Origin of the sequence: Enterocloster lavalensis, assembly GCF_046603895.1 — a bacterium.
Lineage (GTDB): Bacteria > Bacillota > Clostridia > Lachnospirales > Lachnospiraceae > Enterocloster > Enterocloster lavalensis.
In genome coordinates this window covers 4,040,456-4,065,503 of record NZ_CP176637.1, presented here as the reverse complement: position 1 = coordinate 4,065,503, position 25,048 = coordinate 4,040,456, and the positions used below count along the sequence as shown (strand labels likewise).

The following is a 25,048-nucleotide window of genomic DNA, read 5'->3' as shown; positions in this document are numbered from 1 at the left end:
TCTCAAGACCGTAGCCCCGCCTCGTTTAACACGGTGCTAGTAAAAATACTCTTTCAAATCCAGCCCGGTCGCCGCTTCCAGCTCGTCGCCCCACTCCGGCGTATTATAGAACAGGATACAGCCCTGGCCGCCATCGTCCGTAGCCAGCAGACGCTTGGGATTACCCTCCGTCTCAAACACCTGGTTCATGAACTCGATCACTTCACAGTCCAGCCAATCGCCGTAATAAATAGCCTCGAAGGTGTAGGGCGTGCCGTTGTACCGGAAGGACAGCACCTGCGTGCCGGAGTCCTCCTCATAGTTCACGTCGTCGGTGTTCTCCACAATGTCGGTGATCTCAAACTCCCCGCCGCTGATGGCGATCACGCCGTTCAGGAAATCCGTATACATACAGCCCATGTCAAAGACCTCCGTGTCGAAGGCGTACACCTTGTCCGACGTGGGAATCCAGTTCCAGTCGTCGTCATAATCTCCGTATCCCCAGCTGGATAACAGCATGCGATACTCGAACCCCGGGTCGTACTCCAGATAATAGTCGTACATCCCCGCATAGGCCTCGTCGGCTTCCACCATCCTATAGGTGTCCTCTATCTCGTTTACGACCTCGTCGGGCACATAAAGCCCAAATGCGGCGAGGTCCGCCGCCACCTCGTCGGTCGGCCTGCGCGCTCTCAGCGGCTCGGTCTCCGCCCCGGTATCGGCCTCGGTTTCGGCCGCCGCCGTCTCGTTCTCGTTGAAGATGTCAAACGAAGCCACCGGCTTGTCGATACTTTGGCCCGCTTTAATCCCCTGGCTGGTCATGGAGAGGTAAAACAACAGCGCGGTCAGGCAAAGCTTTTTGATCAACATAATTCTTCCCCCTCGGTTTTAATTTAGAAAATGCATGGTTTTCTAAATTATACCATATCCTTTTGCTCCCCGCCACGGTAAACCTTATTTAATGTAAATCCGCGCCCCCGCACCTCGTTGATCTGGCTGATAATCATAAACGCCTCCGGGTCCGCGTCCAGCACCAGCTGGTTAACCTTCGGGAGGTCGCGGCTGGAAATGACCGCCAGAACCATGTCCTGCTCCTTGTGCAGATAACCGGTTTCCATATGGATCAGGGAGGTTCCGCAGTCGACGCGCTCCGCCAGCAGGCGGTTGATGGCCGCGTACTCCCGGCTGATCACCTTCACCTGCATGCGCGCGCCGCCCAGCATCAGGGCCTTGTCCAGCACCAGCGTGTACACCGCGATCAGCAGGATGCCGTAGAGGATGGCGTGAGCGTCGGAATTCATCATCTGTAACCCCAGGATCACACAGTCGCACAGATAGATGGTCATTGAGACATTTACATTTTTTACCTTTTTAAGGATCAGGGCGGGAATGTCCATGCCGCCCGTGGAGGCCCCGGCCCGCATGACGATGCCGATGCCCGCGCCGATCAGGCAGCCGGCGTAAAGCACGGCCACCAGCCGCTCCTCCATCACGATTCCGGTCACCCCGGCCCGTTCCAGAATGCCCAGCAGCAGCGGATAAATCACCGTGCTCATCACCGTGGTCACCGCGAACTGCTTTCCCAGGACCCATGCGCCCAAAAGGAACATGGTAATGTTGAACACCGACACAAAGGCGCTGATGGGAATACCGGCGGTGCGGTTGAAAAACAGCGCCAGTCCCGTGGTTCCACCGGTGATCAGCTGGTTGGGCACGATAAACACCGTCACCGCCAGAGCATACAACAGATTTCCCAACACGATCATTGCCAGCTTTCCGGCTGCGCTTTTCCATTTTTTCTGCATTTCGTTACTCCTTTTTCACTCTACTATAGTAAAATTTCCAATAAAAAAACGGCAGAAGCTCTGCCGTCTGTTCTCTGCATTCAGTTGTCGGTCCATAGGGGCCAAAAGCCCGCGGTTGTCCCTGATCATTTCTTGTCCAGTCCTTTATTCTCGCCGTCCCCGGTTGGAAACCTCCGCCCCGGGTTCACGCTTTATGGTAGCACCGGGGCGGGTGGATGTCAAGCGGAGACTTATAATATAGGATACTAAAAGTAAATCTCAGCCCTGTCAAAATACTGAAAGTCGCTTATTAAATGTTTCTGCGGCTTATCATAGATATCCGTGTAAATAATTTCCATTTTCAGTTTCCCCAGAATCTGCCGCAGCGCCGCCGTCTGTTCAGACGGCTTGTTCTCCAGTTCGATAAGAAAACGTTCCGCTCCCGGCGCAATGGCAATCCCCTTGATCGGCTGTTGATACCGTTTCCATATTCCACGGTTGGACAACTGCTTTTCCTCATCCATGGCCTCAATCGCATTTAACAGTACGTTCCAGGAACCGCCGCCGATACCGGCGGTAAAAATCCGCACATCTGTTATGATTCCAACGCCTACCCCGTCGTTTCTGATCTTAACTGCAACCCGGTGCGGCAGATCCACCAGTTCAAAACTCAGAAGGGGCTTCACGCTGTTTTGGTTGAATTTCCTGCCCCTGCGTTCAATCTGAACCGATACAACAATGGCAGCTGCGGCTGTAAGAAACGACAGCGCGGAAACACCCAGACTCAAAATCCCCTGATGTTCGCCGACCCACGTCAAAATATCGTTCATTTCCTGCATTTCCTTTCTGTATTCCGCCTCGAACCAATCCGGGAATTGATCCCCTATTTGATAAACCGCACAAAATTCCCCTGCCCGATCTTCATCACATCCCCCGTGTACAGCACGCCGCCCAGATCGTCCGCTGCCAGCAGCTCCCCTTCCACGGAGACCTCCCCCTGGCCCAGCAGGTTCAAAAATTCTTTTGCGTCGCGCACCAGACCCATTCCCACCAGGCCCTCGATGGCTCCCTCAACCGTGTCCTTCTCCCAATCCAGCAAAAATTCCTTCATCATCGCGATCTCTCCCTCTCATTTTGTGTTGTTTTTGGCTCTGCAACCGGCATAAGAATTTTTCGCTACTTTTTATAAACAAAAAAGTCCCGCCCCTTTGTTTCCAAAAGGACGAGACCTGATCTCGTGTTACCACCTTTCGTTCACCGCCAGCTCGCGCTGACAGCCTCAGCAGGTACGGCTCCGTGTTGCCTGAAACGATACCCTGACACGCGGTTACGGGGTGTCCCTCCGTCGCAGCCTACTAGGTCCGGAAAATGCCTCCGTTCCGTTGGGTGCGCAGCTCCGAGATGTATTCACAATCCATATCCATGCGCCTCTCATCAACCGGCTGCTTTCTGTATGGCTTCCTGACTGCTACTCTTTCTCTTCATAGCCTTTCTTATGTTCTGATATGCAGATGTCTGTTATTTATAGTTTTTAGCACAAAATGAACCGGATGTCAAGCCTTTCCAAGACTTCCGAACAGAGTCATTTTCTCAATGCATTTTTCCTTGGTCGCCACCAGGCCGTCGGCCAGCAGCGCTCTGGGGGTAAAGCCGTTGCCCGTTAAGTCCCTGCCGTCCTCGATGAATTTCCGGGTGGCTTCGGTGAAGGCGATCTGACACTCGGTGTTTACGTTGACCTTGCAGACGCCCAGGGAAATGGCCTGGCGGACCATGTCGTCCGGTATCCCGGAGCCTCCGTGGAGCACCAGCGGAATGTCCCCCGCCGCCTTCTGGATGGCGGCCAGCACCTCAAAGTTCAGGCCTTTCCAGTCGGCCGGATACTTGCCGTGGATGTTGCCGATGCCCGCCGCCAGCATATCGATGCCAAGCTTCGCGATCTGTCCGCACTCAGCCGGGTCCGCGCACTCGCCCATGGCCACGTGACCGTCCTCCTGGCCGCCGATGCAGCCCACCTCGGCCTCCACGGAAACGCCCTTCTCCCGGCACAGCTCCACGATATGGCGTGTTTTCTCCAGATTTTCCTCAATGGGCAGCTTGGAGCCGTCGAACATCACGGAGCTGAAGCCGCCGTTTAACGCGTCCAATGCCTCCTCGTATTTGCCGTGGTCCACGTGCAGGGCCACCGGAACCGTGATATCCAGATAGGCCATAAAGTCCTCGACCATATCCGTGATCGTCCGGTAACCGCCCATGTACTTGGCCGTGCCGCCGGAGACGCCCAGAATGATGGGGGAATGGGTTTCCTGGGCCGCCAGCAAAAAGGCTCTGACCGACTCCATATTGTTCAGGTTGAAATGGCCCACCGCGTAATGTCCTTCTTTGGCCTTCCGAAGCATTTCCTTCGCATTTACTAATCTCATGATACTACTCTCCTTTATATTTTTTCCACTGCAGGTTTACAGCGTAATTTCTCTTCCTTTCGAAAGTTTCGTAACCAATACCAGGGAAATAATCGTCATCACCGTCAGAATGGTGGAGATGGCGCACGCCTTTCCGTCCGTACCTCTGGACACCATGATGTAAACGCCCAGGTTCAGGGTGATGGTCTTGGAGCTGTACAGGATAATGGACGAGGACAGTTCCGTAATCAGGGTTACCCAGCTCAAAATGGCTCCGGACATGATACCGTTTACCATCATCGGCGTTGTGACCTTCCAGAACGTCTTAAACTTCGACGCGCCCAGGCTGGCCGACGCCTCCTCCACCGTGATGGGGATCTGCTGCAGAATCGCCACGCTGCTGCGGATGGTGTAGGGGATTCTGCGGATACACATGGAAACCACCATGATGGCCGCCGTGCCGGTCAGCACCAGCGGTCCCTTGCTAAAGCCCATGACCAGCGCGATACCGACCACGGAACCGGGGATGATGTAGGGCAGCATGGACAGGGTGTCGATGATGTTGTTCACATGGTTCCTTCTGCGCACCACCAGGTAGGCGATCAGCACGGCTAACAGGATGATTAACACCAGCGCGCTGCCGCAGATGACGATGGTATTTTTCACCGCATCGCCCATGGTCTCAAAAATCTGCCGGTAGCTCATCAGGGAATAACCGGGTTTAAACATGTTGCCCGTCTTGGAGGTGTTACGGAACGAGCAGTAAATCAGGTAAAACTGGGGCAGGAAAGAGACCGCCACCAGGCCGTAAGCGTAAAAATGGGCGAAAAAGCTGAGCACCGGATGGGGCTTCTTGCGCTCGATGGGGTGCAGCGCGTTCATGGTGAAGCTGTAGTGGTTGGACAGCATTTTCTGAATCAGGAACACGATGGCCGTGATAATGATGGCGATCACGCTGACCGCGGCCGCAAAGTTGTGGTTGACCGAGGTCTCGCCCACGTACTGCTTGTAAATCTCCACCGGGAAGGTGCGGTATCCCTCGCCGATCAGAAGGGGCGTGCCGAAATCGGCCAGAGCGCGCATGAATACCATCAGGGCCGCGGCCAGAATGGAGGGCATGCACAGTGGCACCACCACCTTGAAGAACCGCTTGACGCCCCGGCAGCCCATGTTGGAGGAGGCCTCTAACAGGGAGTTGTCGATATTTTTCAGCGCGCCGGACACGTACAGAAATACCAGCGGGAACAGCTTGGTGGCCAGCACCAAAAGAATCCCGTTGAAACCGTAGATGGACGGCATCTCGATCCCCAGGTTCCGGCTGAAAAACTTGGTGATAATGCCGGAACGGCCCAGCAGAAGGATCCAGGAGTACGCGCCGATAAAGGGGGCGGACATGGAGCAGAGAATGATCATGACCTGTAAAAAGTTCCGGCCCTTCAGCTCATACATGTTGTAAAGATAGGCCAGGGGAACGCCCAGGGCCAGGGTCACCACCGTCACGCACACGGCGATCTTAAAGCTGTTTAACAGCGTGGAAAAATAGTAGGTGTCGCTGAAAAACTGCTTGAAATACTGCATCGTGAAGGTGCCCTGTTCATTGTCCAGCACGGACTGCACCAGGATTTTCAGGAGCGGATAGAGCATGAATACAATATACAGAAGAAGGATCCCAAGGCTGATGCCCATCCACATATCGATTTTTTGTTTCTTTTTCATAGACAGTCCCCCTCCTTAACGCATCAGGGACTTGGAACCGTCCTCGGTAAACAGGTTGATCTTTTCCTTCTTGACCTGCAGGCGAATCCGGGAACCCTTATCCAGAATGTCGTCGATCCGGGATTCCTGGATGATTTCCACGCGCTCCCCTGAATCCAGATTCACAAAATAGTGGGTGTTCAGGCCCAGGAAGGTGCTGTATTCCACGGTGGCCCCGATTCCCTCCTGGTCCTCCGGTACGATCTCAAATTCCTCGGGGCGGATGGAAACGGTCAGAGGCGTCTTGTCCTCCACGCCGCGCACCATGCTGTCCATGGTCACGTAGTAGCCGTCCGAAAACGTGATGCCGCGCTGGCCGTCCGCTTTCAGGGAGGCCTCCACCTTGAGCACGTTGGTCCGGCCGATGAAGGTGGCCACAAACAGGTTGGAGGGGCGCTGGTACAGGTTCTTGGGCGTTCCAATCTGCTGAATCACGCCCTGGTTCATGACCGCGATGCGGTCCGACACCGCCATGGCTTCCTCCTGGTCGTGGGTCACGTAGACGGTGGTAATTCCCAGTTTATTCTGTATTTCCTTGATCACCTCGCGCATCTCCACGCGGAGCTTGGCGTCTAAGTTGCTCAGGGGTTCATCCATCAACAGGACGCTTGGCTCGATGGCCAGGGCGCGGGCCAGCGCCACGCGCTGCTGCTGCCCGCCGGAAAGCCGCTCGGGAAGCCGGTCCTGATATTCTTCGATTTTCATCAGACCCAGAAACTTCTGCGTCCGTTCTTCTATCTGATCCTTCGGCAGTTTCCGGTTCTGAAGGCCGAAGGCAACGTTCTTTTTCACGGTCAAATGCGGGAAAATCGCATAGTTCTGGAACACCATGCCGATGTTGCGCTTTTCAGGCGCCAGATCGTTGATCTTCTGGTCGTTGAAGTAAAAGTCTCCGCCCTCAATGGTGTTGAATCCGGCGATCATTCTCAGTAATGTTGTCTTTCCACAACCAGACGGTCCCAGGAGGGTGAAAAACTCACCTTCCTCAATCACAACCGAAAGGTCGGGAATTATGACATTGTTGCCGTATTGTTTCAAAGCGTGACTGATTTTAATTTTCACCTTGTCCATAATTCCCCTATCCCCTCATTCATTTATCGATGGCAGCAGTTTGGATGGCGTGAAAATGGTGAGGTAAGCAGCGTCAAGCCCGCTTGCAGGCGGCTTTCCTCACCATTTTTCACATCAGATGGACATCCGGCACTCCCTGACCGGCCTTTCCGGTCAGAAAGATAAGCCGTATGTACAGTTGCCGTTTATCTCATATCAATCCTATTTTGTTTTCCACAGCTCGATCCAGCGGTTTAAGATATCTTCCTGGTTCTTGGCCAGCCCCTCGGTATCGGCCGCTTTGTAGTTGATGTCGCTGAGATTGGGCAGCCACTCGTTCTCAATGTCTAAGTTTGCGTTGGCCTGTCTGGCGCCGCACTCATTGTAGATGGCCTGGCACTCGTCGCTCTCCAGGAAATCCATGAACAGCTTAGCATTATCCAGATTCTTACAATTCTTGATGATCGCGGAACCGAATGCGATGCTGGTCACGCCTTCTTTGGGGTATACAATGTGCACGCCCTCAGCGCCCTCGGAGAGCATCTGCACGCAGGCCGGCTCATAGGTCATGCCAACGGTGTACTCGCCGTTGTAAACGCCCTTGTAAACCGCGGAGGAACCGTCGGTGATCACCATGTTGTCCATCAGCTTGTCGATGAAGTCCCAGGCCTCTTCGCTGTCGTAGCCGCCGAAATCGGTCAATACACACTGCAGCTGGTTCCACGCGCTGGAGCTGGCGGTGGGATCGCCGTTTGCCACCTGGCCCTTTAAGGCCGGATTCAGCAGATCTTCATAGCCGGTGATGGTGACGCCCGCTTTTTTCTCCAGCTCGTCGTTTACCCACAGGCAGGGAATCTGGGCATCGTGGTAGGTGAGGACGCCGGTGGTATTTTTGAACTCATCGGGCATCTTGTCGTCGTTCTTGCAAACGTAGGTCTCAAACAGGTCGCTGTAGGTCAGGGTGTCGGCGTACACCAGTCCGCCGAACATCACGTCGCCCTGGGGATTGTCGGCCTCCGCCTGGATTCTGGTCTTACACTCTCCGGCTCCGGCCTGGGTGTAGCTGATCTTGATATCCGGGTATTTCTCCTGGAACGCGCCCACAATGGCGTTGTACTGGAGATCGCTGACCGTTGTGTAGATGTTTAAGTCCCCGCTTGCGGCTGCTGCCTCCTCCTGACTCTCGGCCTCGGTGGCTTCCTCCTTGCTCTCGGGAGCCGCGGCCTGCGTCTCGGCCTTGGTCTCGGGCGCTGCGGTGGTGGTGGGATCAGCGGCTTTTCCGCCTCCGCATCCGGTGATCAGTCCCGCCGTCATAACGGCCCCCAGCAGTAATGCTACTTGTTTCCTCATAATCTTAATATCCTCCTTTTCTTTGATTACGTGTTTATCAACAATAGTCCGGCGCAGCCTGCGCGCGGCTATTTGTTACCTGAATGAGTGTAGGAAAATGAACGGCTTCCGGCCGGTTATTCCACGGCGCCGTTCCGCCGGTTCTTCTTGCGGCACCGTCCACGAGCTATTCCACGACGCCGTTCCGGCTGAGAAACGCCTCGGCGGCCGCCCGGTCCGGGATCCCCGCTCTCCCGCCGCGCTTCAGACATTTGAGCGCCGCGGCCGCGCTGGCAAACCTCAGACAGTATTCGGGGTCCGGCCTGGTCAGCCAGCACGCCAGAAACGCCCCGTGAAACGTGTCCCCCGCTCCCGTCGTATCCACCGCCCGTATCTCAAACGCGGGTAAATGCTTCACGCATCCGTCCCTGACATACCAGCAGCCCCGGCTGCCCGCGGTTGAAGCCAAAACCTTCGTCCCCAGCTTTGCCATCACGGCCAGCGCTTCCTCCACGCTGTCCTTGCCGGTCAGACGCCGGGGGTATTTCTCGTTGGCGATCAGAATATCGGCCAGGGAGGCCAGCTCCCAGTTCTTTTCGTTGTCCTCCTGCATGGAACAGGCGTCCAGGGAAACGGTGATTCCCAGCTCCTTTGCCAGCCTGGCCGCCCTCAGCGCGTTTTCATACTGAGTGCCGTCCAGGTGAAGGATCCTGGCCCCCGCCAGCGCGGCGCGGATCTCATCCGTAAAGCGCAGCGCCGGAAGCTGATCCCGGTATGGGAACTTGGTGCGGCTGCCGTTTTCCGGGTTGACCATCACATAGGAAGTGGAACTGCGCCCGCCGGGAATCCTGCGGATCAGCTCTGTCTGCACTCCCTCACGGTGGAATCCATCGAGAATCCTGTCTCCCACCGGATCGTCCCCCAGGTTGGCGATCACGCCCGCCCTGGCCCCCAGCCTGGACGCCGCCACCATGGCGGTAGCCGCCGCTCCCCCGCCCTGGGAATCGTCAATTTCCAGAATATGGGTGGAGCCGTCCTCGGGCGGGTACTGCTCCACCACGCATATATTGTCCTGGCAGCAATGTCCGATGCCCCAAATATCCACAGCCATCGTCCTGCTCCCCCTTAATCCGTCTGGGCGGCGCGCGCCATAACCTGTCTGGCCTTTTCCGCCACCATCTCCGCGCTGAGCCCGTACCGCTTTAACAGTTCCAGCGCATTGCCCGAATGGCCGAAGCGGTCGTTCACCGCCACCATTTCCATGGGAACCGGGCATTTTTTCACCAGCACCTCTGCCACCGCGGAGCCGAGGCCCCCGTAGCAGTTGTGGTTCTCCGCGGTGACAATGGCTCCGGTCTCCCGGGCGGCCTTTGCCACCAGCTCCTCGTCCAGCGGTTTTATGGTATGCATATCGATCACTCTGGCCGATATGCCCTCTTTCTCCAACATCCCGGCCGCCCGCACCGCTTCCTGGACCATCAGCCCCGTGGCGATCAGCGTCACGTCGCGGCCGTCCTTCAGCGTTATCCCTCTGCCGATCTGAAACCGGTAATCCGGGTAGGAATCTGTAATGTTCTCCACCGTGATCCGCCCGGTCCGCATATAGCAGGGGCCCTTGTAATCCACCAGAGCTCTGACCGCCTGCCGGGTTTCATTGGCGTCGCAGGGGCAGATCACCGTCATACCGGGCACCGTGCGCATCAGGCTCAAATCCTCGATGCACTGGTGGGTGCCTCCGTCCTCGCCCGCGGTGAGACCGCCGTGGCTTCCCACAATCGTCACATTTAAGCCCGGATAGGCCACGCTGTTGCGAATCTGGTCGTAGGCCCTTCCGGCCGTAAACATGGCGAAGGAATGGCAGAATACCTTCTTGCCCGCCGCGGCCAGACCGGCGGCGATTCCCACCATATTGGCCTCCGCGATCCCTACGTTGTAAAACCGCTCCGGGTAGAGCTCCTGGAATCTGCAGGACATGGTGCAGCTGGACAGGTCCGCATCCAGAACCATAATTTCTTCGCGGCCGCCGAACTCTCTCAGCGCTTCGCCGTAAGCCGCCCTCGTGGCAATCATCTCTCCCATCACGATTCCTCCAATTCCCTGATTCTCTGATCCAGCTCTCCAAAGGCGGTCCGGTACTCCTCCTCATTCGGCCGGTTGCCGTGCCATTTCACGCCGCCCTCGAAAATGGACACGCCCTTGCCCTTGACCGTGTCCGCAATGACCGCCACGGGTTTTCCCCTGACTGCCATTGCCCGCTCCAGGGCGTCCGCCACCTGCTCCACATCGTTGCCGTCGATGGTCAACACTTCCCACTTAAACGCCTCAAATTTGTCCGCGATGGGGCAGGGCGAATTGACCTCCTCCAGACTTCCGTCTACCTGAAGCTTGTTGTAGTCCACAATAGCGGTCAGATGGTCCAGGCCGTGGTTCCCGGCGAACATAGCCGCCTCCCAGACCTGCCCCTCCTCGATCTCGCCGTCCCCCAAAATCACGTAGGTCCGGTAATCCTTTTTGTCCACCCGGGCAGCCAGGGCCATGCCGATTCCGGCCGAAAGCCCCTGTCCCAGGGAGCCGGTGGACATATCCACCCCCGGCACCTCGTTCATCTCCATATGCCCGGACAGATAGCTGTCGATCTTGCGGAATGTGGAGAGGTCCTCCAACGGGAAAAATCCCCTCATGGCCAGCGCAGCGTAAGCGGCGGGAGTGCAGTGCCCCTTGGACAGGACCAGGCGGTCCCGGTCCGGATTCCTGGGGTCTTTGGGGTCGATCCTCATCTTGTCAAAGTAGAGGACGGACAGAATTTCCGCAATGGAAAATGATCCCCCAATGTGTCCGGAGTTCGCGTCTTTCACCGCCTGCAGGCCGTATTTCCGGATCCTGGCGGCAATCAGCTCCAACTCCCGCTTTTGTTCCTTCTGCATATGTAGCTCCTTCCTCACTCTTATATGGTTTCTCCCTCATCGGTGTTGTGATAACGGTTATATTTCAGCGCAACATTCAGATACAGCAGATTGATAATGGACGTCTGTGCGATCCGGGCCAGGGAATTGTCTCCCCCGTTCAGAAGAGTCTCGGAGGTGGTAAAAAACTTCACGTCCGAACAGTGGGTGATGGCCGAATCCCCGTAGCTGGTGATACAGATCGTCGTAGCGCCCTTGCCGCGGGCGATCCGCAGGGCTTCCACCACCTGGGAGGATTCTCCCGAATGGCTGATTCCAATCGCCACATCGCCCTTATTATATTTCTCCGCCGCTATGATGGACGGCTGGAATTCATTGTAGACGTTGGACGGGATTCCCAGCTTCATGAGCTGGTGCTTCAGGCTGCGGGCCACCGGAACGGAACCTCCCACTCCGTAGATGGAAATGTAGTTGGCGTTGCAGAGCACCTTGGTGGCCTTCTCCACCTCGTCCTCGTCGATCAGGTTCATCGTATCCTGCAGCGCGCGGATCGCGCCCATAAACACGCGCTCCTTCAGCTCATCCATGTACTGGCCGCCGATCCCTCCGTCAAAGCTTCCGGCTGTCTCGTTCTCTCTGGCCACCACGATTTTCAGCTCCTTCAGCCCGGAATACCCCATCTTGTGGCAGACCCGGACCACCGTTGCCTCGCTGACCTGGGCCTCCTTCGCCAGCACGGCGATGGGCTCCTTCTCGATGCCCGCAAAGCTGTTCAGCAGGTATTCCGCAAAGCGGCGCTCCTGGGCGCCCAGGCTCCCGATTACCCCTCTCAGTTTAATCTGCCATGACGGTGTCCTCGGAACATCCATATTGACTCCTCCTCTACGCGTAGTGTATGAAAAGTTTCACATGTGAAATTAATTTCGTCAAAAGCGAAATTACTGAAATTTCTTTTACTGCATCATAACCCAAGGTTTTTGTAATGTCAACAATATTTACAAAAATTAATAATTTCATATGTGAAACTTTGTATATAAATACAAGTAATTTTTACATTTTTTTCTAATTCCTTGGTTTTTGGAGGTTTTTTGGAAGAATATGGTGGAAATGGACGGCTGCTCTGAATGGTCTGTTGGCATGTATGAAAAAATGGCGGTTTGCAGAATACCTGCGGCTTGGGAGGGGGTGTTTTTCATGTGTGGCGGCAGCGCGGAGGAGATTTGCAGAGCGGGGGGATTATGAGTTCCAGAAAACAGAAAAAAGCCCCATCCTTGCGCCGCCGAAAGGATAGAGCCTTTAAAATATGATTGGTGATACATATATGATTTAAAATACATTTGGGTTATTGCTTTACAGACGTGCCATGTTGGTTACGCGCTTTAAGTCGCCGTCGGGCTTCATTTGACCGCCGCGCGCTTATGTCATTCCCGCGCTTCACGTCGCTTCCAGGCTTCACTTGGCCGCTGCGCTCTCACGTCACTCCCGCGCTTCATGTCGCTTCCAGGCTTACGCCCTTCCACTCCCTCAGACCTGCGCCTTCAGCACCGTCTCCCCCGCCTTCTCCAGCGAGCGGGAGGCGTCCAGCCCTTCCACGTCCCCGGTATGCACCAGGTGGAGCGCTCTGGACGGGCAGACCTTCACACAGGCCGGTTCCAGGCCGTGGCGGACCCGCACAGCGCAGCCGTCGCATTTTTGCATGCGGCCCTCCTCGTTGAAGGCCGGTATCCCAAAGGGGCAGGCCATGGCGCAGCTGTGGCAGCCGATACAGGACGTATTATCGTAAATAGTCAGGCCCGTCTCCGCGTCCTTGCGGATGCAGGCGCAGGGGCAGGCCGTGACGCAGGGGGCGTCCGTACAATGCATACACGCGATGGAAATGTGCACGTACTCCGCATTTTCCCCGCAGCCGCGTTTCTCCCAGTCGAACACCGTGCGGAAGGGGCGGATGCCCTTCTCCGTATCAATGTCGTTCTGATCCATGCAGGCGATGGCGCAGGCGCCGCAGGCCGTGCATTTCTTCAAATCCAGATCCAGCATGATTCCCATCTAATTCTCCCCCTTTCTCACCCCGCAGCGTGTGGACCGAAAGCCCGGAAAACCGCAGTAGGGGTCCAGATTGTCCCGATCCATCAGCGAGTTTACATCCGCTTCCCGGTATCCGTGGTACATGTGCACCATGCCGGGAAGCACCCGGGCCGTGGGGTTGGCCTTCACCTCGATGGAACCCACGGCGGTAAAGAGCTGAATTTTATCTCCCTTTTTGATCCCCAGGCGTTCAGCGTCGCAGAGCGCCAAATCCGCCTCAGGCTCCGGCCGCAGGCTTCTCAGCCAGGGCACATCGTGTAACCGGGAGTGCAGCGCGTGGGGAATGCGCGCCCCCGCGCAGAGAATAAACGGGTAATCCGTCTCGTCCGCCTGGTTCAGGGAACAGCGGTAGGTGGGCAGGGAATCCAGCCCCCACTCCGGATGGGCCTGAATCACCAGGGAGTCCAGCTCGAACTTTCCGCTGGGAGTGTCCATACCTCCCTCAATGTAAGCGCCCTCCGCGTACGGCTCCCGCTCCGGCACCAGAACCGGCAGGTCCGCCGCCTTTAACTCCTCCACGGTCACGGACAGGTCACGGATTATGTCCCGCACGCAGTTCTCGTAGCCGCTGCGCAGGAGCGGATCGTCCAAATCCAGATAACCCGCCAGCTCGCAGAGAATGTCCGCGTCGCTTTTGGACTGGCCCAGGGGTGGGATCACCGGTTCCGTGTAGGTGGCGTAACCGCCCGGATAGGTCTTGAACTCCCCCCGCTCAAAGGACGAGCAGGCGGGCAGCACAATGTCCGCGTATTTGGCCGTGTCCGTGAGAAACAGGTCCGCGTCCACAAAGAAGTCCAGCTTTTTTAAGGCCTCCTTCACATACTCCGTGTCCGGGAACATCCGGGCATTCATCCCGCAGGCGAACACCGCCCGGATGGGATAGGGTTTGCCCTCGGTGATCTGCCGGGCAATGTCCATGGCCTGGGCCTCCCGCTCCAGGTGATACCAGAGCGGAAACCGCGGCTTACCCACCGGCTCCTTGCAAGCCTTTGGCCGCTTCTCCTCCACAAATTCCTCCTCGCGGGTCTGAAAGCCCGAGGACTGATGGACGTAGGTGTGCAGGCTGGGCCTCTGACCTCCCACGCGGTCATAGCTGCCGGTCAGGGCCGTCAGGGCCATGATCGCCCGGTAATTCTGCATGCCGTTTTTGTGGTGGGCCAGGGGCGCGCTGGACTCGTTGACGGACAGCGGCCCGTTCTCGTGGATCAAGCGGCAGGCGGCCAGGGCCTGCTCGTAGGGCACGCCGGTCAGCGCTTCCAGATTGTCCGCGTTAAACTGCCGGACGTACTCCGCGAACGCCTCAAAGCCGGAAACGTACCGCTCAATGTAATCCCGGTCGATCCAGCCGTTTTCGATCAGGATGTTGGCCATACCCAGCGCCAGTGCGCCGTCCGTGCCGCCGACGGGCCGCAGGTGGATGTCCGCCAGCTTCTCGGTGGCCGGAGTTTCCCGCGGGTCCACGATAATGAACTTGACGCCCCTCGCCTTGGCCTCATCCGCCCGTTTCCCGTTCAGATACCGGGAATGATAGGGGTTGAAGGCCCAGCCGAGAAACACGCCGCAGTGCTCCATATCCGGCCTGGCCGGCCGGCCCGTGGCCACCTTCCAGGCCATGAGGCCCGAGGTGAAACAGGTGCTGGACTCCGTGGCGTAATTCTCCGTTCCGAAAGAAAATGCCAGCCGATGCAGCCAGGGACGGAACCACTTGGAGTAGCCCCCGAAAAACAGCACGCTGTCCGCGCCGTCCTGGGCCCGGACCGCCAGCAGGCGGTCCGCAATCTCCCGATAGGCTTCCTCCCAGGTGATCTCCTGAAATTCCCCCTCGCCGCGACTGCCCACCCGCTTCAGGGGTGTCAAAATCCGGTCCTTCCGGTAGATATACTCCCGGTTGGACAGCCCTTTGGTGCAGAGCAGCCCGTCGTTCATGGGATGCCCTTCTGTCCCCTCCACCTTTATGATCCTGCCGTCCCTCACATAGGCGTCGACGCCGCAGTGGAACGAGGGGCTGCAGATCGCGCACAATGTCCTCTTAATCTCAATTCCCGTTTCCGGGCACGGAATTTTCGCTCTCAGCAGCTCTTTCCTGGTCTCCATGTACCGCAGCCTCCAATCTCTCAATAAATTCTTCCGTCAGCCCCGCCTTCACCAGCATCCCGATCTGGAACGGGGGAAGCCGGCTCTCCGGCTCCCGGAACAGGCGCAGCATATAGTTCTTGATCATGCCGCTGATCGGGTAACTGTCCAGAATGTTGACTCCCGCGATGCGCCCGTCCCGGCACACGGCTTTCAGATAAAGCCCCTGCTTTAGACTGCCGAATACCAGGGTTTCCCCCTGTATCCGGTTGTCGCCGAACCCGATAAAGTCCATATCCATGAAATGCGTGATGTTGTGCAGAATATTTCCCTCAAACCGTGCATTTCCACCGGCCATATTGATCCCGGCTACCGTTCCCTGGTGGTTGGCGTTGGCCCACAGGCCGATGATCTGGCGCTCTCCGCTCTGGATATTGGTTCCGGCGCAGCAGTCGCCTGCCGCATAGATCCCCTCGGCCGACGTCTCCATCCGCTCGTTGACCAGAATCGCCCGGTTCGTTTCGATCCCGCCGTCCGCCAGGCCGATGTTGGCCCTGGTTCCGATGCAGAGCACCACCAGGTCGGCCTCCAGCCGCTCCCCGTCCGTCATGACGGCAATCTGGCGCGGCCGCCTGGGGGAGGCTGACTCCGGCTCAGGCACTCGGCCGCAGCCCGCGCCCGGCCTCTGCTCCCCCGCGTCCCCGCAGGCCGCATCCGGCCTCTGCTCCGCCTCTCCCGCTTCCAACTCCACACGCTCAATCGTTCGCCCAAATCGCAGGCTCACGCCTTTTTGTTCCACCCGGCGGCCGATTTCCGCCGCAACGTCCTCATAGGCGGCCAGCGGAAACATACAGGACGCAAGGTCCGCCAGCACGGTGCGAATCCCACGCTTTGCCAAAAGCTCCGCTACCTTGATCCCCACCATGGAGGCGCCCACCACCACGGCGCTTTTCACCCGTTTGTCCTCCAACGCCCGGCTCAGCCGCAGGGCGTCCTCATCTGTCCGCATAAAAAAGCAGCGTTCCGGCTCCAGCCCCGGAATCGCCGGGGCGAAGGCCGACGCGCCTGTGGCGATCAGGATTTTATCGTAGCTTCTGACCTCGCCCTTCTCCGTCTCCACCGTTCTCCCCGCCGCGACCGATTTTACCGTATCGCAGATGCAGCGAAAGGAACATGTTTTCTGTATCTCCTCCAGACTGCCGAAGGGAAACATTTCCCGATAGGAAAGCTTACCACCCGCGTAATAGGTGGTAAGCATGGGATTGTATGGCGCAAGACCCGTATTGGTGTACACATCCACAGTTCCCCCGGCGTCCAGCCGGCGGATCGCCATCAGGGCGTGGTAGCCGGCTGTGCCGAATCCAACAATCGCATATGTCCGCATAATTGTCTCCTCTATTTCTTCCCGGCCGCCTTTTCAATCACAACCTTCTCGCGCAGGTTTGCGTAGATCACGCAGAGAACCGCGAACACTGCCAGGCTGATCCAGGTAACCAGATTCAGATCTTTTAAATTCAGCCATCCGGTGACCAGCAGCAGGATCACGGAAATGACAGTGATCACCCGCAGAGCCGTGTTGCCGATCTTAAAGGTGGCGTTTTCGTAGGCCTCCGCCTTTTTCTCCTTCAGCCGATAAGCGGCGCTGACCGGCAGCACGTTGCAGATCACGGTCAGTCCAACGCCCAGGGAGGAGATAAAGGACACGTCCATCCCGGTGACAATCGGCACCGCGCCGATGACAAAAAAGATCAGCAGCAGCTTGTAGGGAACCCCGTGCTTGTTGGTGTCCGCCAGGCTCTCCGGGAACCAGCCCTCCTTGGAAGCCACAAACAGACCCTTGGTGATCCAGGACAGCGTGCCGTTTAAGGTGGTCGCCAGGGCGAACAGCGCTCCGCCGATTACGAAGAACAGATAAACCGACGTGGGGAATATCTCCTTTGCGGAGACCACCAGCGTTTTACCCGCAACCTCCTCAACCGGAAGCACGCCCGCGGCCACCACGCCCATCAGCGCGTAGAACACAGCCACAATACCGGTGGAAAGGAACATGGAACGGGGAATGGTCTTGCCCGGATCCTTGATCTCGCCGCCCAGCTCCGCCACAAACTTGGCGCCGCCCATGGGGAAATAGAGAAGGGCCGAGGCTGTGAAAAAGCTGATCGCGCCGTTGGGCATGATCGCGCCCGGTTCCGTAAACACGGAGAAGTTCACCCGGGGAAGTCCAAAGATAATGTAAACGCACAGCGCCGCCATCAATACCGCCACCATGATGGTCTGCAGCTTGGCGGCCGTTTTCAGACCCACCATGTTGAACAATACGCAGAGAACCAGCAGCCCCAGCGCCACCACCTTCACATTGATCCAGGGAAGGATTGCCTGTAAATAATTGGCAAATCCCAGAGCAAAGGTGGAAATCAGGCATTGGGATACCGCAAACATAATCACATACACGAATCCCGACTTGCGCCCGATCATCTCACGGACATATGTATAGTTTCCGCCGGTACCCGGCATAGCCGATCCCAGCACCGCCAGGGGCACCATGGTGATCATGATGATGGCCGCTGCCACCAGGAACCCGAAGGGCACTCCCCTGCCCGTCTTAGCCAGCGCGATACCCGTCAGCACCATGATGCCGGACCCGATAATCTGTCCGATACAAAAGCTCATGCAGTCCCGGAAACCCAGCACCTGGGCCTCCCCGTTGTTTTGTTGATTACTCATACCGTTTCATCCTCCTATTTTGATTCCTTATCCCCACGGACCGGCTCTCAGCTTCTGCCCGCCGTCCGTTTTATATACAGCTGTTCAAGCGCGCCCAGCGCTTTCGCCAGAAGGCTTCTGGCACAGCCGATATTCAATCTGATAAATCCTCTTCCCGCTTCCCCGTAGTGAAGGCCGTCCCCCACTCCGATTCCGCATTCCTCCACCAGCGTGCCGCACAGCTGCCCGTCCAGGCCCAGACAGTTTAAGTCCAGCCACATCAGATAGGTGCCCTCGTGGGCGGTGACGCCGATTTCCGGCATGTGCTCCCCGATATAATCGGAAACAAACCGGGAATTTTCTTCCAGGTAACGCTTCTCCTCCTGCAGCCAATCCCGTCCATTGTCGTAGGCCGCCTTGGCCGCCGACATTCCGAACAGGTTGGGGCTCATGATCCAGGCGCCCCGCAGTTTTCCCATGATGCGCTCCCGCAGCTGTGGGTCCGGGATCAACAGATTGGACACAATGAGTCCGGTCATGGAAAATGTCTTGCCCGGGGAGGTATACACCGCCAGGCGGCTATGGATCTCATCAAAGGCCAGCATGGAGGTGAAGGGATTGCCAAACAGCGCCAGGTCGCAGTGGATCTCGTCGGACGCCAGGTACACGTCGTAGCGGCTGCACAGCCCGGCCACCCGCAGAAGCTCCTCCCGCCGCCACACGCGGCCGGTGGGATTGTGGGGGTTGCAGAAAATCAGCAGCCGGACTCCGGCTTTCATCTGCTCCTCCATGCGCTCGTAGTCGATCCGGTAGGTTCCGTCCTCATGAACCAGCCCGCAGTCCACGATCTCCCGCCCCGTGTTCCGGATAATGGCGTAGAAGGGATCATAGATGGGCGTGTGGATCATTACCCGGTCTCCCGGCTCCGTCAACGCCAGAATGGTGAAATACAGAGCGGTCACCACTCCGTAGGTGGGACACACCCAGGATTCTTCAACCCCCAGGCCGTACTCCCGGTTGAACCAGCCCGCCACGCTGGAAATGTAATCCCGTCCGGCAAAGCTGTAGCCGTAAACCCCGTGTTCCGCCCGGCCGGCCACCGCCTCCATCGCCTCCGGGGGCGCCTTGAAATCCGTGTCCGCAATCCATAACGGGATCAGCTCTTTATCCGTCGAAAACTTTCCCTTGGCCCGGTCCCATTTTATACTCCCCGTGCCCCTACGGTCCACAGGAATATCAAACCTCTCCATTTTCCCCGCCTCCAATTTGTGCTTTTTTACAGTTTTCTTGTCTCGTTTCTTCCTTTATGTTATCATTAGAGAGAAAATAAGTATAATACCAATTTTCCGGTGATTGATAACTCCGGCGTTATCAATAATACAATCTGAGAGGAGGTTCCCAAATGGACCTGCTGCAACTGAAATATTTCTGTGCAATCGTGGAGGAGGGCCACATGACCAGGGCCGCCGCCCGCCTTTCCATCGCCCAGCCCGCCTTAAGCGCCAGCCTGGGCCGCCTGGAGAAGGAGCTGGGCGTCTCCCTCTTCGACCGCGTTGGGCGCAATATCTATCTGAACGAGTGCGGACAGTCCTTCTACGCCTTTGTCTCCCCCGCCCTGGCCCTCCTGGAAAATGCCGCCCGCTCCGTGGACGACTTCAAACAGCAGCGCCTGGACAATCTGGTCCTCGGCTCCGTGAGCCAGACCTATCTCCAGGACGCCATCATGGCCTTCAAGCGGCGGCACCCGGATATCCGCATCAGCCAGTTCACCATCGAGCCGGAGAACGCGGACCGGGAGCTGAACCAGAACGACTTTGACTTCCTGCTGATCCCCAAATATCTGGAGCGGCCGGACTTCATCCAGGAGGTTCTCTATGAGGACCGCTTCGCCCTGGCCCTAAACACCTCCCACCCGCTGGCGGACCAAACGGAAGTCCGTCTGGCCGACTTGAAGGACGAAAGCTTTATCAGCCTACCCAAGGGGTATGCGTTCCGGGATTTCACGGACCAGATCTGCCTTGCCGCCGGATTCACGCCCTGCGTGGCCATGGAGTGTTTTCACTGCCAGATGCTGGACCTGATCTCAGCGGGCCTGGGCGTGGCCCTGGTTCCCGAGTCCTTCCGCAAAAAATGTCTCTACAACCACACGGTAAAGGTGCTGCCCCTGGCCGGACCGCCGGTCATCCGCCCCATGCTGGTCAGCTACAAAAAAGCCCGCTACATGACAAAGGCGGCCCGGGCGTTTCTGGAATTTTTGCATGAGTATTACACGGATCAGCAGGCGGAGGACTGCAACGAGTGCAGTTGAGAAACCGGACGGTACAAAAGGAGGCCGCGACTGAACGGGCCTCCTTGTTACTGTTCACAGGCAATATCCCGCGAGGCGTTTTTTGTGAGTGGAGCGCAGCAAAAGTCACAGAAAACCCGAGGATAGCGGCGCGAAACGGCGTTTTTTGCCGTTTCTGTGCATCGCGAAGCGTGTTACTGGGAACGGAGTGTACCGTAACGCCTCCTTTTGTGTAGTCTGTTTATTTTTCGAAATATACTTGATAATTTTTATCAACTTTGTTATAATACAATCATGTTACAAGATTAACAAACAGGCGGTGCGCATTATGATGATTACAAGGGAATCGGACTACGGAGTCCGCATCATCCGGGCGCTGAAGGACGGCGGCCTGATGACCATCGGGCAAATCTGCGAGCGGGAGTGCATCCCCAAGCAGTTTGCCTACAAAATCCTGAAAAAACTGGATCTGGCCGGCCTGGTGCAGATCAAGCGCGGCTCCGGGGGCGGCTGCTCGCTGGCCCGGGACTTAGCGGACATGACGCTCTACGACGTGATCCGGGCCACGGATGAGGAATTTTTTCTCACCCACTGCCTCCAGGCGGATTTCGACTGCGAATACCTGGCCAAATCCCCCTGCACCATCCACCGGGAGCTGGCCCGGGTCCAGGGTATCCTGGAACAGGAGCTGCGGGCCCGCTCCATGGCGGAGCTGTTGGGAGTGTAGGAGCGGCAGCGGCCCGGGATCGGACTGATCCATGCGGCCCTGCGCACGCGGCTCTGCCGTCTACGGCCTAATCGGCCGCCGCCCCCTGGCGCTCCCTGCCTTTCTTTTCGCCCTTAAAGTGGATAATTTTTATCTACTTTAAGCAATGACCCGCAAACAATGCCTGCGGACCATTGCACACAATAAAAAACCCTGCGCCCGCCCCTGCGCTTCGAACCCGCGGCGCGCAGCCACAAAAATTCCATCTAACAGGAGGTATCTTTTTATGAACAACTGCTACAGCTGCACCACCTGCAAAAGTGCGGATAAGCCGCTGGAAGGCTACATAGCCGGGCTTCCCATGGAGACGTCCCATCACCGGGTGGAGGGCCAGTCCGTGAAATGCGGCTTCGGCCTCCAGGGCGTCTGTTGCCGTCTCTGCTCCAACGGCCCCTGCCGCATTACCCCCGAGGCCCCCCACGGCATCTGCGGCGCTTCCGCCGACGTGATCGTGGCCCGCAACTTCCTGCGCGCCGTGGCTTCCGGCTCCGGCTGCTACATCCACGTGATCGAGACAACCGCCCTGAACCTGAGAAACACCGCCCGGTCCGGCGGTCAGATCAAAGGCCCCAACGCATTAAAGCACCTGTGCGAACTGTTCGGCATCCCAGAGGGCGATCCCCACAAGCAGGCGGAGGCTGTGGCCCAGGCCGTGCTGGACGACCTGTACAAACCCGACTATGAGCCCATGGAGCTGACGAAAAAGCTGGCCTACGCTCCCCGCCTTAAGTGCTGGGAGGAACTAGGAATTCTTCCGGGCGGAGCAAAATCCGAGGTCTGTTCCGGCGTGGTAAAATGTTCCACCAACTTAAACTCCGACCCCGTGGACATGCTGCTGCACTGCCTGAAGCTGGGCATCTCCACCGGTGTCTACGGCCTCATGCTGACCAACCTGTTAAACGACGTGATGCTGGGCGAACCGGAGATCACCAAGGCCCCGGTGGGATTAAACGTCATTGACCCGGACTATGTGAATATCATGATCACCGGCCACCAGCACTCCATTTTCGTGCACCTTCAGGAAAAACTGCGCTCTGAGGAGGTGCAGAACCGCGCTGTTGAGGCTGGAGCCAAGGGAATCCGCCTGGTGGGCTGCACCTGCGTGGGTCAGGACCTCCAGCTGCGCGGTGTGCACTACGAGGACATTTTCAGCGGCCACGCGGGCAACAACTACACCAGCGAGGCGGTTCTGGCCACCGGAGCCATCGACGCGGTGCTGTCCGAATTCAACTGCACCCTGCCCGGCATCGAACCCATCTGCGACTCCTTACAGATCAAGCAGATCTGCCTGGACGACGTGGCCAAGAAGAAAAACGCCGAGTTAAAGCCCTTTGTGTTTGAGGACCGGGAACAGATCAGCGAGGAGATCATTTCCGAAGTATTAAATGCCTACAAGGCCCGCCGCCAGTGCGTGCCCTTAAACCTCTTTGCAGACCACGGCAACCGGGATACCGTCACCGGCGTCAGTGAAGTGTCCTTAAAGAAATTCCTGGGCGGAAGCTGGCAGCCCCTGATCGACCTGATCGTGTCCGGCGACATCAAGGGCGTGGCGGGCGTAGTGGGCTGCTCCAACCTGACGGCAGGCGGCCACGACGTGCTGACCGTAGAGCTGACCAAGGAGCTGATCGCCCGGGATATCATCGTGCTGACTGCGGGATGTTCCTCCGGCGGTTTGGAAAACTGCGGCCTTATGACCCCGGACGCCGCCAAGCTGGCCGGACCCAAACTGCGGGCGGTCTGCGAATCCCTGGGAATCCCGCCGGTGCTGAACTTCGGCCCCTGCCTGGCTATCGGACGTCTGGAGATGGTGGCCACCCAGCTGGCCGAAGCCCTGAAGGTGGATATTCCCGACCTTCCCCTGGTTCTCTCCGCCGCCCAGTGGCTGGAAGAGCAGGCTCTGGCCGACGGCGCCTTCGGCCTGGCCCTGGGACTGCCCCTGCATCTGGGCCTGCCGCCCTTTATCACCGGAAGTTCCCTGGTGACCCAGGTACTCACCGAGGATATGCGGGAGCTGACCGGCGGGCAAGTGATCGTGAACGGCGACGCCAAAGCTTCCGCCGACATCCTGGAGCGCATCATCGAGGACAAGCGGAAAGCGCTGAACATATAGGAGGGCCTGCCATGAAACGAATCTGGATTGACGCCGGCCTTTGCGACGGCTGCTTAAACTGCACCCTGGCCTGCATGAACGCCCACCGCGGGGACCAGGGAACCATTTACGACCTGGATCTGACCAACCCGGCCAGCGAGAGCCGGAACGTGATCCGCCGCTTAAAAGACGGAAGCTACCGCCCCATCTTCTGCCGCCACTGCGACGAGCCGGAGTGCGTGCGCTCCTGTATGAGCGGAGCGCTCAGCAAGAACCCGGAAACCGGGCTGGTGGAATACGATGAAAAACGCTGCGCCGCCTGCTTCATGTGCGTGATGAACTGCCCCTTCGGAGTCCTGAAACCCGACGGGCAGACCAAAAGCCGCATCCTCAAATGCGACTTCTGTCAGGAGAGCGGCGGTGAACCCAACTGTGTGAAGGCCTGCCCCAAAAAGGCCATTTGGATCGAGGAGGTGGACGCATGAGACATATCATAATCGGAGCCGGAGCCGCCGGAATCAGCGCGGCCGGGGAGATCCGCCGCCTGCGCCCGGAGGACGAGATCGTGGTGGTTTCAAGGGACGATCAGGTCCACTCCCGCTGTATGCTCCACAAATATTTGAGCGGTGAGCGCACCGCCCAGGGAATCAATTTCGTGCCGGAAAACTTTTTCGAGGACAACCGCATCCAATGGATTTCCGGCCGCTCCATGACCGGTCTGGACTGCGCCGGCAAGCGGGCGCTGTTCGACGGCGACAGCTATCTGGAATTTGACCGGCTGCTCATCGCCACCGGCGCCTACTACCTGGTGCCGCCCATCCCAGGCTTTCGGGAATCGGAAAATGTCTACGGCTTCCGCGATCTCTGCGATGCCCAGGCCATTGACCGCGCGGCGGAAAAGGGATCAAAAGCCGTGATCGTCGGCTCCGGCCTGGTGGGAATGGACGCAGCCTACGCGCTGATGGAGCGGGGAATCAAACCCGCGGTGGTGGAGATGGCGGACCGAATCCTGCCTCTTCAGCTGGACGGGGACGCCGCCGCTGAGTACCAGCAGCGCTTTGAAGCCCACGGCTGCCGCTTCTTCCTCTCCGCCAAAGCCGCGGACACCCGCAGGGACGGGACGGGCCGGATCACCGCCGTGGTGCTGGACGACGGCACCGAGCTGGAGTGCGACTTTGTAATCGTAGCCGCAGGCGTGCGGCCTGAAGTCCGCTTCCTGCAAAACTGTGGCGTTCAGGTGGACCGTTCCATCCAGGTGGACGAATATCTGAGAACCACGGTTCCCGACGTGTACGCGGCCGGAGACGTCTGCGGACTCTCCGGTATCTGGCCCAACGCCATGAAACAGGGAATCACCGCGGCCCGCAACATGTGCGGGTTGTCCGAGCGCTACGAGGACACCTACGCCATGAAGAACACCATGAACTTCTTCGGCCTGCCCGCCCTGTGCCTGGGCGACATCAACCGCGTGTGTCCGGACACCCAGGTGATCGTGGAGGAGGACAGCCGCGTTTACCGGAAGGCCCTGGTGGAGAACGGCCGCCTGAAGGCGATCCTGCTGCTGGGGGACATCTCCGCCAGCGGTATTTTCCAGTATCTGATCAAGAACGAAGTTCCCCTTCCCTGCTGCGACCGGGATATCTTCCGGCTTACCTTCGCCGATTTCTACGGCTTTGACAAGGAGAGCGGGAAATACCTGTGGAACGCGGGATAGACACGAATACCCCCAACAATACGGAGCCCCAGGCTATGCCTGAGGCTCCGCGTTTATCAGAACTACGTGCCGCAAAGCGCATAACACCTGCGGCCCATTGCATTCAAACAATCGCCCGCAGGCTATACCAGC

Annotated in this window: 22 protein-coding genes and 1 other annotated feature; of the genes, 5 read left to right on the top strand and 17 right to left on the bottom strand. The window is 57.9% G+C overall.

The genetic code is table 11. From position 1 onward, the window contains the following. Nucleotides 1-36: 36 nt before the first annotated feature. From ACK2JC_RS18155 to ACK2JC_RS18075, 17 genes are all read right to left on the bottom strand, one after another. On the bottom strand, nt 37-849 hold the full coding sequence (locus tag ACK2JC_RS18155) for a hypothetical protein (protein ID WP_320935998.1): 813 nt from the start codon (nt 847-849) through the stop codon (nt 37-39). A 47-nt stretch (nt 850-896) separates the two neighbouring features. Beyond that, a complete protein-coding gene (locus tag ACK2JC_RS18150; protein ID WP_320935999.1) occupies nt 897-1,784 on the bottom strand; it encodes a YitT family protein in 888 nt (295 codons plus the stop codon). A gap of 245 nt (nt 1,785-2,029) precedes the next feature. Then, nucleotides 2,030-2,593, bottom strand: coding sequence for a hypothetical protein (locus ACK2JC_RS18145; RefSeq protein WP_320936000.1), 564 nt, complete (start codon nt 2,591-2,593; stop codon nt 2,030-2,032). A gap of 53 nt (nt 2,594-2,646) precedes the next feature. After that, a complete protein-coding gene (locus tag ACK2JC_RS18140; protein WP_118756493.1) occupies nt 2,647-2,877 on the bottom strand; it encodes a hypothetical protein in 231 nt (76 codons plus the stop codon). A gap of 101 nt (nt 2,878-2,978) precedes the next feature. Beyond that, nucleotides 2,979-3,257 (bottom strand) — a binding site (T-box leader). Nucleotides 3,258-3,316: 59 nt separating this feature from the next. After that, nucleotides 3,317-4,183, bottom strand: a complete 867-nt coding sequence (gene fba / locus ACK2JC_RS18135) for a class II fructose-1,6-bisphosphate aldolase (RefSeq protein WP_092361535.1) — start codon at nt 4,181-4,183, stop codon at nt 3,317-3,319. A 36-nt stretch (nt 4,184-4,219) separates the two neighbouring features. Then, nucleotides 4,220-5,878: an ABC transporter permease gene (locus tag ACK2JC_RS18130; protein WP_024736227.1), complete on the bottom strand. Its 1,659-nt coding sequence runs from the start codon at nt 5,876-5,878 to the stop codon at nt 4,220-4,222. Nucleotides 5,879-5,893: 15 nt separating this feature from the next. Beyond that, the gene (locus ACK2JC_RS18125; protein ID WP_092361537.1) at nt 5,894-6,988 is read right to left on the bottom strand and encodes an ABC transporter ATP-binding protein; all 1,095 of its coding nucleotides are present in this window, start codon (nt 6,986-6,988) and stop codon (nt 5,894-5,896) included. A gap of 201 nt (nt 6,989-7,189) precedes the next feature. Next, nucleotides 7,190-8,317, bottom strand: coding sequence for an ABC transporter substrate-binding protein (locus tag ACK2JC_RS18120; RefSeq protein WP_092361539.1), 1,128 nt, complete (start codon nt 8,315-8,317; stop codon nt 7,190-7,192). Nucleotides 8,318-8,483: 166 nt separating this feature from the next. Then, nucleotides 8,484-9,407 (bottom strand): carbohydrate kinase family protein, encoded by a 924-nt coding sequence (locus ACK2JC_RS18115; RefSeq protein WP_320936001.1) that lies wholly within the window; start codon nt 9,405-9,407, stop codon nt 8,484-8,486. A gap of 14 nt (nt 9,408-9,421) precedes the next feature. Beyond that, entirely contained in the window at nt 9,422-10,375 is a 954-nt protein-coding gene (locus ACK2JC_RS18110) for a transketolase family protein (protein ID WP_107434321.1), read from the bottom strand. Beyond that, nucleotides 10,375-11,238 carry a transketolase gene (locus ACK2JC_RS18105; RefSeq protein WP_267903030.1) on the bottom strand — a complete coding sequence of 288 codons (864 nt, stop codon included), beginning with the start codon at nt 11,236-11,238 and terminating at the stop codon, nt 10,375-10,377. The genes ACK2JC_RS18110 and ACK2JC_RS18105 overlap by 1 nt, the downstream gene beginning before the upstream one ends. Before the next feature lie 2 nt (nt 11,239-11,240). Further along, nucleotides 11,241-12,068 (bottom strand): MurR/RpiR family transcriptional regulator, encoded by an 828-nt coding sequence (locus ACK2JC_RS18100; protein WP_024736229.1) that lies wholly within the window; start codon nt 12,066-12,068, stop codon nt 11,241-11,243. A 655-nt stretch (nt 12,069-12,723) separates the two neighbouring features. Continuing rightward, entirely contained in the window at nt 12,724-13,245 is a 522-nt protein-coding gene (locus ACK2JC_RS18095; RefSeq protein ID WP_092361547.1) for a 4Fe-4S dicluster domain-containing protein, read from the bottom strand. After that, the gene (locus ACK2JC_RS18090; RefSeq protein ID WP_320936002.1) at nt 13,246-15,378 is read right to left on the bottom strand and encodes a molybdopterin-dependent oxidoreductase; all 2,133 of its coding nucleotides are present in this window, start codon (nt 15,376-15,378) and stop codon (nt 13,246-13,248) included. Then, the gene (locus ACK2JC_RS18085; protein ID WP_368271471.1) at nt 15,320-16,741 is read right to left on the bottom strand and encodes an NAD(P)/FAD-dependent oxidoreductase; all 1,422 of its coding nucleotides are present in this window, start codon (nt 16,739-16,741) and stop codon (nt 15,320-15,322) included. The genes ACK2JC_RS18090 and ACK2JC_RS18085 overlap by 59 nt, the downstream gene beginning before the upstream one ends. 11 nt (nt 16,742-16,752) lie before the next feature. Beyond that, nucleotides 16,753-18,081, bottom strand: a complete 1,329-nt coding sequence (locus ACK2JC_RS18080) for an APC family permease (RefSeq protein WP_092361551.1) — start codon at nt 18,079-18,081, stop codon at nt 16,753-16,755. A 47-nt stretch (nt 18,082-18,128) separates the two neighbouring features. After that, the gene (locus ACK2JC_RS18075) at nt 18,129-19,310 is read right to left on the bottom strand and encodes a MalY/PatB family protein (RefSeq protein WP_092361552.1); all 1,182 of its coding nucleotides are present in this window, start codon (nt 19,308-19,310) and stop codon (nt 18,129-18,131) included. A 152-nt stretch (nt 19,311-19,462) separates the two neighbouring features. On the opposite strand from ACK2JC_RS18075, the gene ACK2JC_RS18070 reads away from it, so the two are divergent. From ACK2JC_RS18070 to ACK2JC_RS18050, 5 genes are all read left to right on the top strand, one after another. Then, a complete protein-coding gene (locus tag ACK2JC_RS18070) occupies nt 19,463-20,368 on the top strand; it encodes a LysR family transcriptional regulator (protein WP_107434314.1) in 906 nt (301 codons plus the stop codon). 307 nt (nt 20,369-20,675) lie between these two features. Continuing rightward, nucleotides 20,676-21,074 (top strand): RrF2 family transcriptional regulator, encoded by a 399-nt coding sequence (locus ACK2JC_RS18065; RefSeq protein WP_092361554.1) that lies wholly within the window; start codon nt 20,676-20,678, stop codon nt 21,072-21,074. A 265-nt stretch (nt 21,075-21,339) separates the two neighbouring features. Beyond that, entirely contained in the window at nt 21,340-23,223 is a 1,884-nt protein-coding gene (cooS, locus tag ACK2JC_RS18060) for an anaerobic carbon-monoxide dehydrogenase catalytic subunit (protein ID WP_320936004.1), read from the top strand. An 11-nt stretch (nt 23,224-23,234) separates the two neighbouring features. Beyond that, nucleotides 23,235-23,687, top strand: coding sequence for a 4Fe-4S dicluster domain-containing protein (locus ACK2JC_RS18055; RefSeq protein WP_320936005.1), 453 nt, complete (start codon nt 23,235-23,237; stop codon nt 23,685-23,687). Next, entirely contained in the window at nt 23,684-24,916 is a 1,233-nt protein-coding gene (locus ACK2JC_RS18050; RefSeq protein ID WP_320936006.1) for an NAD(P)/FAD-dependent oxidoreductase, read from the top strand. Before ACK2JC_RS18055 ends, ACK2JC_RS18050 begins: the two co-directional genes overlap by 4 nt. Nucleotides 24,917-25,048 lie beyond the last annotated feature (132 nt).